Below are 14341 nucleotides of genomic sequence, written 5' to 3' on the forward strand. Positions count from 1 at the left end.
AACAGGCGGGGCGGCGTCGCGTGCCGATGGGCGGCGCCTGGCCCCGCTCCTTCCTCCAATTCACCTTATTCGCACGGCCTCTGAGCAGTCAAAGGAACGTCTTGCCCTCGCCCCGGTACGTCGGCACCGAGGCGGTCACCCGGTCACCCTCGACCAGTTGCAGCGCCTCGAACCGCTCGCACAGCTCACCCGCCTTCGCGTGCCGGAACCACACCTTGTCGCCGATCAGCAGGTCGTCGGCAGGCGCGCCGATCAGCGGCGTCTGCACCTCGCCGGGGCCCTCTTGCGGGTCGTAGCGCAGCCCCTCCGGCAGATACGGCACCGGCAGCCGGTCAGGACCCGCCGCGCCCGACGCCGGGTAGCCGCCGCCCAGCACGGTGACGATGCCGACGCCGGGCCGGCGCACCACCGGCTGGGCGAAGAGCGCGGCCGGGCGCCCCCGGAATGACGTGTAGTTGTCGAACAGCCGCGGTACGAAGAGCCCCGACCCGGCGGCGATCTCCGTGACCGCGTCCTCCGCCGCCGTGTGTTGCACACTGCCGGTGCCGCCGCCGTTGACGAATTCCAGGTCGGGCGCTACCGCTCGCACCGCCTTCACCACCTCGGCCCGCCGCGCCGCCAGCTCCTTGCGCGCCGCGGCCTGCATCAGCCGGATCGCCCGGGAGCGGAAGGGCCGCCCAGCGACGGAGTCGCCGACCCCGGCCACATGGCCCTCGTACGCCATGATCCCCACCAGCCGGAACCCGGGCCGCCGCGCCACCGACCTGGCCAGCCCGGCCAGCTGGGCCGGGTCGCGCAGCGGAGAGCGCAACGCCCCGATCCGCACCCGGCCACCCAGCATCCGCAAAGAGGTGTCCAGTTCGAGGCAGACCCGGACGATCTCCGAGCCGCCCCCGCGGGCCGCGTCGATCAGGTCAAGCTGCGCCACGTCGTCGACCATCACCGTCACCGCGGCCGCGAGCTTGGGGTCGGCGGCCAGTTCCGCGAACGCCGCCCGGTCCGCCGACGGATAGGCCAGCAGTACGTCCTCGAAGCCGGCCCGCGCCAGCCACAGCGACTCCGCCAGGGTGAACGACATGATCCCGGCGAAGCCGTCCCCCGCCAGCACCCGCTCCAACAGGGCCCGGCAGCGCACGGACTTGGAGGCCACCCGTATCGGTTTGCCGCCCGCCCGCCGCACCAGGTCGGCGGCGTTGGCGTCGAACGCCTCCAGGTCCACGATGGCCACGGGAGCGTCGAGATGGGCGGTGGCGCGGTCGTACCGGACTCTGTCAGCTGCTCGTTCAGGCATGCGCGCAGCTTGTCACCGTGCTTTCGAAAGAGACAACCCCCAAATGCGCGGCGGGAGGTGCCGAAGGCCCGAGCAGTTCCTCCCCCAAGCTCTCGGCTTCGCTCGAGCAGGGGGGACCCCCATCGAGAGCCTGCGGCCGCCTTGCGATCGTACGCAGCGGACGCCGCTCCCCGACGGCAGACATCCCCGGTAGCGGGTAGGGCCTGTCCAGGCCCTACCCGCTACCGGGGGACAAGAGCAAGTGATCAGCGCTACACGGGCGGTTGGTGCGCCGAAACCCGTAGAGTGGCGCGCAAGCTGCGCCAATACATCTGACGAGGGGGCGCCGGGTGAGCACCGGAGTCGACAGCGGGGGAGTCGGGCCGCGCCCGGCGCCACCGCACCCGGGCTTCGTAACACAGCGACGGCATCCCATACCGCCGCCCGCGTCCGCCTACCCGCCCCCGGAGGCGCACCCGGGGCAGGCGCCGCCGGGCCGTCACGGCCCGCCGGGACCGCCGTACCCGCCGCGGTCAGAGGCACCTTGGTCAGAGGCCTCCGGGACCGGCGCGGGCGATCCGGAGCCCTGGGGGCCGCCCGCGTGGGCGGCCGAACCGCCCGACCGCGACCCGGCCCCGGGTCATCACGCGGCGTCGCCGCGGCCCCGGAGCGCGGCCGCCGCCCTGTGCCTGGTGCTCGGCCTCGGGCTGCTGGGCGGCGCCGCGGCAGGCGAGTGGATCAACCACGAACCCGGCACTCCCCAGCTGACGGCCGCCGAGCAGTCGGCCCGCACGTTCGGCCTCAGCCGTGGCCTGTGGCACAGCACCCCGGTCAACACGTTCTTCCCGGCCACGCTGCACAGCGCCGCCGCGGGCCCCGGCGGCGCTGCCCGCACCTGGACCCGGGTGGGGGTCGCCCCGGCCGGAAACTGCGCCGACGCGTTCGATCCGCTGCTGGCCAAAGTGCTCGCCCCGGCCGGCTGTGTGCGGCTGCTGCGCGCCACCTACACCGACGCGACCTCCAGCAGTGTCACCACGGTCGGGCTGCTCGTCACCAGCACTGATGCGGCCGGTATGCGCAAGCTGAGTGCCCGTTGGAGCTCCCAGCACCTGGACTCCCGGGCCGATCTGATCCCCCGTTCGGTGGCCTTCGCCGGGACCCCCGCCGCCGGGTTCGGCGACAAGCAGCGTGCCAGCTGGACCGTTGGCATAGCGACCGATCTTCCCGTCATCGTCTACGCGGTGAGCGGCTTCGCCGACGGCCGTGCTGTCCCGGTCCCGCAGCCCGTGTCCGCCGCCACCGCGAAGGGCGCCACCACCGCTCCCGGGCAGTCCGGCCTGGGCAATGACGCGCTCGCCCTCGCGAACTCGCTCGACACCCGCGCCCGCGCCGCCGCCGAATCCCTCACCGTCACCCCTTCGGGGGCGCCGCGATGAGTCCCTCGCGCCGGCCGGCCGCCTTCGCCGCCGCTGCTGCCGCGGCCCTCGCCCTCGCGCTGCTGTCGGCCGCCCCCGCGCAGGCCGACGCCGTGCGGGACGCCGACTGGGCCCTGGACGCTCTCCACGCCCAGCATGCCTGGCGCACCACGCAGGGCAAGGGCATCACCGTCGCGGTGCTCGACACCGGGGTGGACGGCACGCACCCCGACCTCACCGGGCAGGTGCTGCCCGGCAAGGACATGGTCGGGTTCGGGGCGAAGCGTGGCGACAGCTCGTGGGCTCGGCACGGGACCGGGATGGCCGGGATCATCGCCGGGCACGGCCACGGCCCGGGCAACTCCGATGGGGTGCTGGGCATCGCGCCGGAGGCGAAGATCCTGCCGGTAAGGGTGATCCTGGAGGACAAGGACCCGCAGCGGAAGAAGGCCCGCACCACGCGTGGCGGCGCGCTGGCGGAAGGCATCCGCTGGGCCGCGGACCACGGGGCGGACGTCATCAATCTCTCGCTCGGCGACGACAGCAGGACCGCTCACCCCGAGAAGCTGGAGGACGAGGCGGTCCAGTACGCGCTGAGCAAGGGCGTGGTCGTGGTCGCCTCGGCCGGCAACGGCGGCGAGAACGGCGACCGGGCCTCGTACCCCGCCGCCTACCCCGGTGTGATCGCGGTCGCTGCGGCGGACCGTTACGGCAATCACGCGTCCTTCTCCACCCGCCGCTGGTACGCGGCCGTGTCCGCGCCCGGCGTGGATGTGGTCATAGCCGACCCCGACCGGAGCTATTACGAGGGCTGGGGCACCAGCACAGCCTCCGCATATGTGTCGGGTACGGCCGCGCTGATCCGCTCGGCCTACCCGAAACTGAGCCCGGCGCAGATCAAGCGGCTGCTGGAGGACACCACCCGCGACACGCCAGCCGCGGGCCGCGACGACTCCCTGGGCACCGGCTTCGTGGACCCGGCGGCCGCTCTCAAGGCGGCCGCGAGTCTCAAACCGGAGAGCCCGGTGCCCTCGCCGTCGCCTTACTCGGGTACGTACTTCGGCTCGGGCCCGGCCATCCTGCGCGCCACGGGAGGTCAGCGCGGCGGCGGGATGGGCGATGGCCTGGCGCTGGCCTGCGCCGCGGCTGGAGCCGGGTTGGTGGCGGTGGCGTGCGCGCTGTGGCCGCGGCCCAGACGGCGGCTCAGGAAGTCGCTTCCTCCGCAGCCTTCGTGAAGCCCTTCACCGCGGCCTGCGCGGCCTCCTCGACCAGTGCGATGCCCTTGGCCTGTGTCGTACTCCCCTTGGAGACCACGGCCACGAGGTAGGTGTGCCCGTCGGCCGTCACCCGGCCGATGCTGTTTATGTCCCACAGCAGGGTCGTGGTCCGCTGCAGCCAGCCGTTCTTGACGGCGTAGTCGCCGGTGGCCGCGCTGGGGACGCCCCAGTCCTGGTCGGTCTCGACCTGGCCCATCAGCGTCTGGATGTACGCCTGCGAGGCGTTGCTCAGCACCGAACTGTCACCGAACACCGCCTTCAGCAGCTTGAGTTGGTCCGCGGCCGTGGTCTGGGTGAGGCCCCACAGAACGCCGCTGCCGCCTGCGGTCTCGGTCAGTCCGAGGCGCTTGTTCGCCGCCTCCAGGCCGTCCGCGTAGCCGATCGACTTCCACAGGGCCGTGGCGGCCGTGTTGTCGCTGTTCTGGATCATCACCTTGGCGTACGCGTTCTCCTGCGTCGTCAGATGCCGGTTGTCGTCCTGCGCCTGCAGCAGCAGGGAGGCGAGGATGTCGACCTTGACGATGCTCGCGGTGTCGTACGAGCCGTCACCGTGCACCGCGCTCTTACCGGACTTGGTGTCCAGGATCGCCACGGAGTAGCGGGCGTCAGCGCCGCCGGTCACATTGTCGAGCGCGTCGCTCAGCGCTTTGTCCCAGTCCACAGCGGGCTCCGTACTCACCTTCGCGGCCACGGCGTGCGAGACGCCGCTGGAGGAGGCGGCACTGGTGGTGGAAGAGGCGGAGGGGCCGGCAGTCGTGGTGTCCGCCACGGACTGCGACTCGTTCGAGCCGTGCGACCGCGTCTTCGTATAGGCGGCGGTTCCGACTCCGCCACCCACCAGCACCGTTGTGGCGAGCGCCACATATATGACGGTTCTGCGCTTGCGACGGGCGCGGGCGCGAGAGCGGGGCCGTGCGGCCTGCCGTGGCCGTGAGCTGGGTCTTTCAGGTGTCTCGGACTCCATGCCCGTGGACGCTAGATATCGAACCTACGTGCCCGGTGAGAGCCGTCTTAAGGGCCCGTAAGAAAATTCACCCGCGGTGCCCGGATACCCTCGCCCCGTGGCGCTCAAGAACATTCCGGACCCCGGTTTCTCCGACGACGACGGTTCGGCCGACCCACGGCTCACCGCCGCTCTCGCCGCCTACGCGGCCGACCCCGCGGCCGAGCCGGACGTACTGACAGCTCTGCGGGACGTGCGTCTGCTGGTGCCCGTGGTCGCGATCCTCGGTGAGACGGAGGAGGTGGCGGAGGCAGCCGGAAGGGCGGGCGGAAGCCTGCGGCGCGAGAAGAGCAGCGACATGGCCGTGCCGACCATCCAGGCAGCGGACGGCCGCCGGGCCCTCCCCGCGTTCACCTCCACCGGCACGTTGGCCCGCTGGCGCTCCGACGCCCGCCCGGTGGCCGTGCCCCTCCGGCAGGCGCTCCAGGCGCTCGCCCACGAGAAGGCCGACACTCTTCTCATCGACATGTCAGGACCCGTGCCCTTCGCCCTGGCCGGGGCCGCCCTGCGGGCGCTCGCCGAGGGCCGCGACCGTGTCGACCCGCTGGCCGACCCCGCCGTCCTGCGGGCGGTGCGTGACGCGGTCGCCGCCGAGCCGGGGGTGCTGCGTGCCCATCTGTCCCGCGCCGCCGGCTCCGACGGCACCCTCGGCCTGGTCATCGCCCCGGGCATCCCCGTCCGCGAGGCTGCCCAGCGCGTCGCTACGGCGCTCGCCGCCGACGACACCCTGCGCGCGGGCCTCGTCCGGGGCCTGGACCTCGCCCTTCTGCCGCCGGAGGCCGTGCTGCCGGGGGAGCCCCTCTTCAGCCGCTGAAGCTGGAAAGCAGGCTCAGCCGATGACCGGCCCGGTGAATTTCTCGCCCGGCCCCTGGCCCGGCTCGTCCGCCACCACGGAGGCCTCCCGGAAGGCGAGCTGGAGGGACTTCAGGCCGTCACGCAGCGGAGCCGCGTGATAGGAGCCGATCTCGGGCGCGCCGGCGGTGACCAGGCCGGCGAGGGACGTGATGAGCTTGCGGGCCTCGTCGAGGTCCTTGTGGGCGGTGCCCTCCTCGGCGAGACCCAGATTGACCGCGGCGGCGCTCATGAGGTGGACGGCGACCGTCGTGATCACCTCGACCGCGGGGACATCCGCGATGTCGCGGGTCATGGTGTCGAAGTCAGGGCTGTCGTTCTTGTCGTGCTCGTCATGCTCGTCATGACGAGGGATCGCGTCGCTCATGTCCCACACGATAGGCCCCGTCCGGACGATTACGGTCTGCGGTCAGACGCTGGTATGCTTGGAGATCGACCGGCCGGACACACATGTGACCGGCCCACAAGTGGAGGCTCCGATCTCCCACCTGGCCGACCGAAAGGTCTGCAGGTTCCGGTCAGGTAGCGCTGCGGCGTTGCCCGATGCGCCCCGCGGAATAACGCGGCGGTGCTCCCGGTTGTGAGGAGCCCCGCCTGTGACCCGTACGGGGCGTTTTTTGCGCCTTCGCTACGGGGTCGATGACAGACGTTACGTGGCTGTCGGCCAGTCAGCCGCGTGGTGCAACCGAGGAGGCCCCATCAGCGCCGAGCCCCGCATCAACGACCGGATTCGCGTCCCCGAGGTGCGACTCGTCGGTCCCAGCGGCGAGCAGGTCGGCATTGTGCCGCTTGCCAAAGCCCTGGAGCTTGCGCAGGAGTACGACCTGGACTTGGTCGAGGTCGCGGCGAACGCACGTCCGCCCGTGTGCAAGCTCATGGACTACGGAAAGTTCAAATACGAGTCGGCCATGAAGGCCCGTGAGGCGCGCAAGAACCAGGCGCACACGGTCATCAAGGAGATGAAGCTCCGGCCGAAGATCGACCCGCACGACTACGACACCAAAAAGGGTCACGTCGTCCGGTTCCTCAAGCAGGGCGACAAGGTCAAGATCACGATCATGTTCCGCGGCCGTGAGCAGTCGCGGCCGGAGCTCGGTCACCGGCTGCTCCAGCGGCTGGCTGGCGACGTCCAGGAGCTGGGCTTCGTGGAGTCCGCGCCGAAGCAGGACGGCCGAAACATGATCATGGTCCTCGGTCCGCACAAGAAGAAGACCGAGGCGATGGCCGAAGCCCGCGAGGCGCAGGCCGCTCGCAAGGCCGGTCGCCTGCCGCAGGATCCGTCCGACGTGGAAGTGGAGCAGTACGAGCAGCACGAACGTGAGCAGCTCGAGCACGACGCTCCCGCCGAGGACAGCTGACGGCGACGTCAGGTCCCGGAGCGCCGCTCCGGGTCATGCAATGAAGTACTGACGCTCTCCGTCCGCTTCCGAGCGGACGGGAGGGCCAGCGACGAGGAGACTACGGCGCCATGCCGAAGAACAAGACGCACAGCGGTGCGAGCAAGCGGTTCAAGATCACCGGCTCCGGCAAGGTGATGCGCGAGCGCGCCGGCAAGCGTCACCTGCTTGAGCACAAGCCGTCGAGCAAGACCCGTGCCCTGACCGGCATCGTCGAGCTGGCCCCGGGCGACGCCAAGAAGATCAAGAAGCTTCTCGGCAAGTGACGGCCGCGCCTCCTGGACCAGGAGGCGCGAGTTACGACCGGGACCCATTCGCTTTCGGTCCGCGTGATTACCACCGCGGTCCCCTAGAAGGAGTTATCAAGTGGCACGCGTCAAGCGGGCAGTCAACGCCCAGAAGAAGCGCCGGGCGATCCTCGAGCAGGCCAGCGGCTACCGTGGGCAGCGCTCCCGCCTGTACCGCAAGGCGAAGGAGCAGGTCACCCACTCCCTCGTCTACAACTACAACGACCGCAAGAAGCGCAAGGGCGATTTCCGCCAGCTGTGGATCCAGCGCATCAACGCCGCTGCCCGCGCCAACGGCATCACCTACAACCGCTTCATCCAGGGCCTGAAGGCCGCCCAGGTCGAGGTCGACCGCAAGATCCTCGCCGAGCTCGCGGTCAACGACGCCGCTGCGTTCGCCGCCCTGGTCGAGGTTGCCCAGAAGGCCCTTCCGGCTGACGTCAACGCGCCGAAGGCAGCCTCCGCGGCCTGACCCGCGCTGAGCCGCACGACCGGCACCGGACCCGCAGGCGGATCGCCTGCGGGTCCGCGCGCGTCCCGGTCCCGGCACGGTCCGGCGCCGGACCGTGCCGGGCGTTCATCCCACCCGGAAGTGAGTGCACCACACCCCATGGCGAGCCCCGAGCTGACCTCCCTGCGATCGCCGCGCGTCACCGCGGCCCGCCGCCTGGCGAAGCGCGGCTTCCGGGGGAAGGAGCGGCGCTTCATCGCCGAAGGCCCTCAGGCGGTGCGCGAGGCCGTCGCACACCGTGGCGGCGAGGAGCGCACGCTCATCGAGCTCTATGCGACGCCGGAGGCGAGTGAGCGGCACGCCGACATCATCGCCGCCGCCCGCGCCGCGGGAGCGCCCGTTCTCACCGCGACCGACGAGGTCGTCGCCGAGATGTGCGACACCGTCACGCCGCAGGGCATCGTCGGCCTCTGCCGCTTCCTGGACGTACCGTTCGAGGACATCCTGCGCGCGCGCCCGAAGCTGGTCGCCGTACTCGCGCATGTCCGCGACCCCGGCAACGCCGGCACCGTGCTGCGCTGCGCCGATGCCGCCGGAGCGGACGCGGTGGTACTCACCGACGCCTCCGTCGACCTGTACAACGCGAAATCCGTGCGGGCCTCGGCGGGCAGCCTCTTCCACCTGCCGGTCGCCGTCGGGGTGACGGTCGAGCAGGCCGTCGCGGGCCTGCGGGAAGCCGGCGTACGCCTGCTCGCGGCCGATGGGGCGGGGGAGCGGGACCTGGACGCGGAGCTGGACGAGGGCACGATGGGCGGCCCCACCGCGTGGATCTTCGGCAATGAGGCCTGGGGCCTTCCGGCGCAGACCCGCGCTCTGGCCGACGAGGTGGTGCGGGTGCCGATCCACGGCAGGGCGGAGAGCCTCAACCTCGCCACGGCCGCCGCAGTGTGCCTCTACGCGTCCGCACGGGCGCAGCGCGCATCCGGAGGGTGCCGTTCCGTCACATTCAGCTAGTAGGGTGGCGCTCCGGGGGCCCTGAGAGGGGGATACGGGGATGGACGGCAGCATGGCCGGCAGCGCGGCTCCGGCTGCCTCGGGGGGCCGGGATCCGGTCCCACAGGGAGCCGACGGTTTCGACGGGCTCGGGCTGAGGCCCGACGACCTGCCGGACGGGCTGGTGGTCGCCGACGAAAGCGGCAGGGTGATCTGCTTCAATGCCGCCGCTGCCCGGATCACCGCGCTGCACCCCGCCGAGGCCCTTGGTCTGCCGATCGACCGGGTGCTGCCGCTGGAGGACATCGAAGGCCACCGCTGGTGGCCGCTCACCGACCCGTACCACGGCCTGGCCATCCGCACCGGCCAGCCCGAGCGGAATCTGCTGCTGCCCGGCGGCCGTGAGGTGCTGGTCTCCGCGCGATACGTACGCGACCACCCCACCGGACCGGTGCGGCGGCTCATCGTCGCGCTGCGCGGCACCGAGGCGCGGCGCCGCACCGAGCGCAGCCACGCCGAGCTGATCGCCACCGTCGCGCACGAGTTGCGCTCCCCGCTCACCTCGGTCAAGGGCTTCACGGCCACGCTGCTCGCCAAATGGGAGCGGTTCACCGAGGACCAGAAGAAGCTGATGCTGGAAACCGTCGACGCCGACGCCAACCGCGTCACCCGGCTGATCGCCGAGCTGCTCGACATCTCCCGGATCGACTCCGGCCGGCTGGAGGTGCGCCGCCAGCCCGTCGACATCGCCGCGGCGGTGAAGAAGCACGTCGACGCGCATGTCGCGGCCGGGCAGCCCGCCGACCGCTTCGCGCTGCGGGTCGCCGACGCGCTGCCCGCGCTCTGGGCGGATCCCGACAAGATCGACCAGGTTCTCGGCAATCTGCTGGAAAACGCGGTGCGGCACGGTGGGGGTACTGTCACCATTGAGGTCTCATCCGCACCGTCCAAGGACGGCACCGAAGGAACGGCAGTCACCGTGAGCGACGAAGGCCCCGGTATCCCCGAGGAGTCGGTGGGCCGCGTCTTCACCCGCTTTTGGCGGGGCAGCAAGCGCGGTGGCACCGGCCTGGGCCTCTACATCGTCAAGGGCATCGTCGAGGCCCACGGCGGGTCCATCGCGGTCGGCCGTGCGCCCGGCAGCGGCGCTCAGTTCCGATTTATCCTGCCCGTCGGGGCGCCGGCCTACCTGGCCTGAGCAGTTGCGCTGAGCAACCCCCGACGGGCGTGGCAGCACCCATCAGACCAGTGCCCGCGAGCCCAGTAGACTCGGCCTTTGGCATGTTTGGCATGTGCGGAGTCGGGCAGGCCGCGCAACGCGCACCAGAATCGGAACGGAAGAGATGTCGGCACCCAACAAGTCGTACGACCCTGTCGAGGTCGAGGCACTGAAACCGGAAGAGATCGAGCGCAGGCGCGACGAGGCGCTCACCGCGATCGCCGAAGCCGCCGATCTGGACGCGCTGCGCGAGGTCAAGATCGCACACATCGGCGACCGCTCGCCGATCGCTCTGGCCAACCGCGAGATCGGCGCGCTGCCGCCGCACGCCAAGGCCGACGCCGGCAAGCGCGTCGGCCAGGCCCGCGCCGCGGTCAACAAGGCGCTTGCGGCCCGCCAGGAGGTGCTGGAGGCCGAGCGCGACGAGCGCGTGCTGGTCGAGGAGGCGGTGGACGTCACCCTCCCCTACGACCGCCGCCCGGCCGGTGCCCGGCACCCGATGACCACCTTCGCCGACCGGATCGCCGATGTCTTCGTGGCCATGGGCTACGCGGTCGCCGAGGGCCCCGAGGCCGAGGCCGAGTGGTTCAACTTCGACGCGCTGAACTTCCCGCCGGACCACCCCGCCCGGGAGATGCAGGACACCTTCTTCGTGCAGGGCGCCAAGGGCGAGCCTGAGTCGGGCGTCGTGCTCCGTACGCACACCTCGCCCGTGCAGATCCGCTCGATGATCGACCGCGAGCCCCCGGTCTACGTGATCTGTCCCGGCCGGGTCTACCGCACCGACGAGCTGGACGCCACCCACACCCCGGTCTTCAACCAGGTCGAGCTGCTCGCCATCGACGAGGGCCTGACCATGGCCGACCTCAGGGGCACCCTCGACCACATGGTCCAGGCGCTCTTCGGTGACGACATGAAGACCCGGCTGCGGCCGAACTTCTTCCCGTTCACCGAGCCGTCCGCCGAGATGGACATGGTCTGCTACGTCTGCCGCGGCGAGTCGGTCGGCAACCCCGACCGCCCCTGCCGGACCTGCGGCAGCGAGGGCTGGATCGAGCTCGGCGGCTGCGGCATGGTCAACCCCAGAGTGCTGACCGCCTGCGGTGTCGACCCCCAGAAGTACAGCGGTTTCGCCTTCGGCTTCGGCATCGAGCGGATGCTCATGTTCCGCCACAACGTCGAGGACATGCGGGACATCGTCGAGGGTGACATTCGCTTCACCCTTCCGTTCGGGATGGAGATCTGATGCGGGTCCCGCTTTCTTGGCTGCGGGAGTACGTCGAACTGCCCGCCGGTGAGACCGGCCGCGACGTCCAGGCCAAGCTCGTTTCCGTCGGCCTGGAGGTCGAGACCGTCGAGCAGCTCGGCGCCGGTCTCAAGGGCCCGCTGGTCGTCGGCAAGGTCCTCACCATCGAGGAGCTGGAAGGCTTCAAGAAGCCCATCCGCTTCTGCACCGTCGACGTCGGCGACGCCAATGGGTCCGGCGCGCCGCAGGAGATCGTCTGCGGCGCCCGGAACTTCGCCGTCGGCGACAAGGTCGTCGTCATCCTCCCCGGCGGTGTGCTGCCCGGAAACTTCGAGATCTCCGCGCGCAAGACCTACGGCCACAACTCGCACGGCATGATCTGCTCCGCCGCCGAGCTCGGCATCTCCGGCGACCACGACGGCATCATCGTGCTCCCGCCGGAGTACGAGACCGGCACCGACGCCATAGAGCTGCTGGAACTCGTCGACGAGGTCCTCGACATCGCCGTCACCCCCGACCGCGGCTACTGCCTGTCGATGCGCGGCGTCGCCCGCGAGACCGCCATCGCCTACGGGGTGCCGCTGGGCGACCCGGCGCTGATCGACGTCCCCGGCCCCAACGCCTACGGCTACCCGGTCAAGGTCTCCGACCCGGCCGGCTGCGACCGCTTCACCGCCCGTACGGTGACCGGCCTCGACCCCGAGGCACAGTCCCCGATCTGGCTGCAGCGCCGACTGCAGAAGGCCGGGATGCGGGCCGTCTCGCTCACCGTCGACATCACGAACTACGTGATGCTGGAGCTCGGCCAGCCGCTGCACGCGTACGACCGCAGCCGCGTCGAGGGCACCATCGGTGTGCGCCGCGCCGAGCCCGGCGAGCACATCACCACCCTCGACGGCGCCAAGCGCGCTCTCCACCCCGAGGATCTGGTGATCACCGACGACCGAGGCCCGATCGGCCTGGCAGGGGTGATGGGCGGCGCCAACACCGAGATCGACGGCAGTGGCGCGACTCCCACGACGGACGTCGTCATCGAGGCCGCGCACTTCGACCCGGTCGCCATCGCCCGCACCGCCCGCCGTCACAAGCTGTCCTCCGAGGCGTCCAAGCGCTTCGAGCGCGGGGTCGACCCGCAGGCCGCGTCGGCAGCCGCACAGCGGACCGTCGACCTGCTGGTGCTGCTTGCCGGAGGCACCGCCGAGGCCGGGGTCACCGAGATCGCCGCCCCGTCCGTGCCGCACACCATCGCCGTCCCGGCGGACCACCCGGACCGCGTCGCGGGCACCGAGTACGGCCGGGAGACCGTGGTGCGCCGCCTGCAGCAGATCGGCTGCCATGTCGACGGCTCCGACGAGCTGATCGTCACCGTACCGAGCTGGCGCCCGGACCTCACCGACCCGAACGACCTCGCCGAAGAGGTCATCCGGCTGGAGGGCTACGAGAACCTGCCGTCCACCCTGCCGAAGCTGCCGTCCGGGCGCGGGCTGACCGAGTCGCAGAAGCTGCGCCGCCGGGTCGGCCGGGCGCTCGCCGGAGCCGGGTATGTAGAGGTCGAGAACTACCCCTTCGTCGGCGATGCCGCCTTCGACGAACTCGGTCTCGACGCGGACGACCCGCGCCGTCTGACCGTCAAGCTGGCCAACCCGCTCTCCGACGAGGAGCCCGCGCTCCGCACGACGCTCCTGCCGGGGCTGCTGGGCGCGCTGCGGCGCAATGACCGCCGGGGCAACCATGACCTGGCGCTCTTCGAGACCGGACTGGTCTTCCGGCCTTCCGGTGAGGAACCGGCGCCGCCGCGACTGCCGGTCGACCGCCGCCCCACGGACGAGGAGATCGCCGCGCTCGACGCCGCACTGCCGCGCCAGCCGCGCCAGGTCGCCGTCGTGCTCTCCGGCGCCCGCGAGCAGGCCGGCTGGTGGGGCAACGGGTACCCGGCCGGCTGGGCCGACGCCGTCGAGGCGGCCCGCGTCATCGCCCGCGAGGCCGGGGCCGAGCTGACCGTCCGCAAGGACCAGCACGCTCCCTGGCACCCGGGCCGCTGCGCGGCGCTCTACGCCGGGGACGCCCTCGTCGGCCACGCCGGTGAGCTCCACCCCCGCGTCACCAAGGCGCTCGGCCTTCCGGGGCGCACCTCCGCCATGGAGCTCGACCTCGACCGCTTGGAGCGCGCCTCTTCCGGCCCGGTCCTGGCACCCAAGGTCTCCACCTTCCCCGTGGCCACCCAGGATGTCGCCCTTGTCGTCGACTCCTCCGTCCCGGCCGCCGATGTCGAATCCGCGCTGCGCTCCGGCGCGGGCGAGCTCCTGGAGTCCCTCCGGCTGTTCGACATCTTCACCGGCGACCAGATCGGTGAGGGCAGGAAATCCCTCGCCTACGCCCTGCGCTTCCGGGCTCCGGACCGCACCCTCACCGCGGAGGAAGCCTCGGCGGCGCGTGACGCGGCTGTCTCCGCTGCCTCGACGCGCACCGGCGCGGTGCTGCGGGGCGCGTAGCACCGCACCATCCCCGTGGGGCGCGTCCGGTGATCCGGACGCGCCCCACGGGGATTCCGCCCGGAGCGCCGTGCCGCTGATGACGGCCCCCTCTTGATAGAGCTGGTCCATACAAGGGCAAACCGCTCATTTCGAGAAGGGTGGACCGCCATCCCAAAGGACCCGAAAGAACTGTTCGCCGTCATCGGGCCGCACGGCGTGGCGCGTACGTCGCTCCTCCAGGCGTTGGCGCACGCCTTCGGCGGCGGCCCCGGCACCGTGATCACCGCCGTCGTCGACGGTCCCCCCGACACCCCCGCCCGCGATCTCGCCTGGGCCGAGCTACGCCGCACCGCAGACTCCGGCACCACCGTCGTCGCCGCGTCCGACAGTGCCGACGGTGCCGGGCGGTACGCCCACCGCGTTGTGCTGCTCCCGCTCTTCTGACCCTCCGGTTTGA

At 71.5% G+C, this 14341-nt stretch carries 14 protein-coding genes; 11 read left to right on the forward strand and 3 right to left on the reverse strand.

The annotated features are described in order from the left end of the window. Nucleotides 1-88 precede the first annotated feature (88 nt). Nucleotides 89-1291 (reverse strand): amino acid deaminase/aldolase, encoded by a 1203-nt coding sequence (locus FCI23_RS06115; RefSeq protein ID WP_136722414.1) that lies wholly within the window; start codon nt 1289-1291, stop codon nt 89-91. Between the two features lie 671 nt (nt 1292-1962). Between FCI23_RS06115 and FCI23_RS06120 the strand changes: the two genes are divergently transcribed. Together FCI23_RS06120 and mycP are read left to right on the forward strand one after the other, a co-directional pair. Continuing rightward, a complete protein-coding gene (locus FCI23_RS06120; RefSeq protein ID WP_246143418.1) occupies nt 1963-2706 on the forward strand; it encodes a hypothetical protein in 744 nt (247 codons plus the stop codon). Further along, nucleotides 2703-3920 carry a type VII secretion-associated serine protease mycosin gene (mycP, locus tag FCI23_RS06125; RefSeq protein ID WP_136722415.1) on the forward strand — a complete coding sequence of 406 codons (1218 nt, stop codon included), beginning with the start codon at nt 2703-2705 and terminating at the stop codon, nt 3918-3920. Before FCI23_RS06120 ends, mycP begins: the two co-directional genes overlap by 4 nt. Here mycP and FCI23_RS06130 read toward each other — a convergent pair. Continuing rightward, a complete protein-coding gene (locus tag FCI23_RS06130; protein WP_246143420.1) occupies nt 3889-4824 on the reverse strand; it encodes a serine hydrolase in 936 nt (311 codons plus the stop codon). The two genes, mycP and FCI23_RS06130, sit on opposite strands and share 32 nt — an antisense overlap. Nucleotides 4825-5023: 199 nt before the next feature. On the opposite strand from FCI23_RS06130, the gene FCI23_RS06135 reads away from it, so the two are divergent. After that, entirely contained in the window at nt 5024-5779 is a 756-nt protein-coding gene (locus FCI23_RS06135; protein ID WP_136722417.1) for an SseB family protein, read from the forward strand. 15 nt (nt 5780-5794) lie between these two features. Here FCI23_RS06135 and FCI23_RS06140 read toward each other — a convergent pair whose 3' ends face one another. Next, on the reverse strand, nt 5795-6184 hold the full coding sequence (locus FCI23_RS06140; protein ID WP_136722418.1) for a DUF1844 domain-containing protein: 390 nt from the start codon (nt 6182-6184) through the stop codon (nt 5795-5797). 286 nt (nt 6185-6470) lie between these two features. Between FCI23_RS06140 and infC the strand changes: the two genes are divergently transcribed. The 8 genes from infC to FCI23_RS06180 all read left to right on the forward strand — a co-directional run bounded on the left by infC (nt 6471) and on the right by FCI23_RS06180 (nt 14328). Then, nucleotides 6471-7175, forward strand: a complete 705-nt coding sequence (gene infC, locus FCI23_RS06145) for a translation initiation factor IF-3 (protein WP_136722419.1) — start codon at nt 6471-6473, stop codon at nt 7173-7175. Nucleotides 7176-7285: 110 nt separating this feature from the next. After that, complete coding sequence (rpmI, locus tag FCI23_RS06150) at nt 7286-7480, forward strand: 50S ribosomal protein L35 (RefSeq protein WP_136722420.1); 195 nt, start codon at nt 7286-7288, stop codon at nt 7478-7480. 100 nt (nt 7481-7580) lie between these two features. Continuing rightward, nucleotides 7581-7973, forward strand: coding sequence for a 50S ribosomal protein L20 (gene rplT, locus FCI23_RS06155; protein WP_136722421.1), 393 nt, complete (start codon nt 7581-7583; stop codon nt 7971-7973). A 138-nt stretch (nt 7974-8111) separates the two neighbouring features. Beyond that, on the forward strand, nt 8112-8966 hold the full coding sequence (locus tag FCI23_RS06160; RefSeq protein WP_136722422.1) for a TrmH family RNA methyltransferase: 855 nt from the start codon (nt 8112-8114) through the stop codon (nt 8964-8966). 40 nt (nt 8967-9006) lie between these two features. Beyond that, on the forward strand, nt 9007-10143 hold the full coding sequence (locus FCI23_RS06165) for a sensor histidine kinase (RefSeq protein WP_246143422.1): 1137 nt from the start codon (nt 9007-9009) through the stop codon (nt 10141-10143). A gap of 145 nt (nt 10144-10288) precedes the next feature. Next, nucleotides 10289-11410, forward strand: coding sequence for a phenylalanine--tRNA ligase subunit alpha (gene pheS / locus FCI23_RS06170; protein WP_136722423.1), 1122 nt, complete (start codon nt 10289-10291; stop codon nt 11408-11410). Further along, nucleotides 11410-13902, forward strand: coding sequence for a phenylalanine--tRNA ligase subunit beta (gene pheT / locus FCI23_RS06175; RefSeq protein WP_136722424.1), 2493 nt, complete (start codon nt 11410-11412; stop codon nt 13900-13902). The genes pheS and pheT overlap by 1 nt, the downstream gene beginning before the upstream one ends. A 198-nt stretch (nt 13903-14100) precedes the next feature. Then, complete coding sequence (locus tag FCI23_RS06180; RefSeq protein WP_136722425.1) at nt 14101-14328, forward strand: hypothetical protein; 228 nt, start codon at nt 14101-14103, stop codon at nt 14326-14328. Nucleotides 14329-14341: the final 13 nt, after the last annotated feature.

Origin of the sequence: Actinacidiphila oryziradicis (assembly GCF_005047355.1) — a bacterium.
Lineage (GTDB): Bacteria > Actinomycetota > Actinomycetes > Streptomycetales > Streptomycetaceae > Actinacidiphila > Actinacidiphila oryziradicis.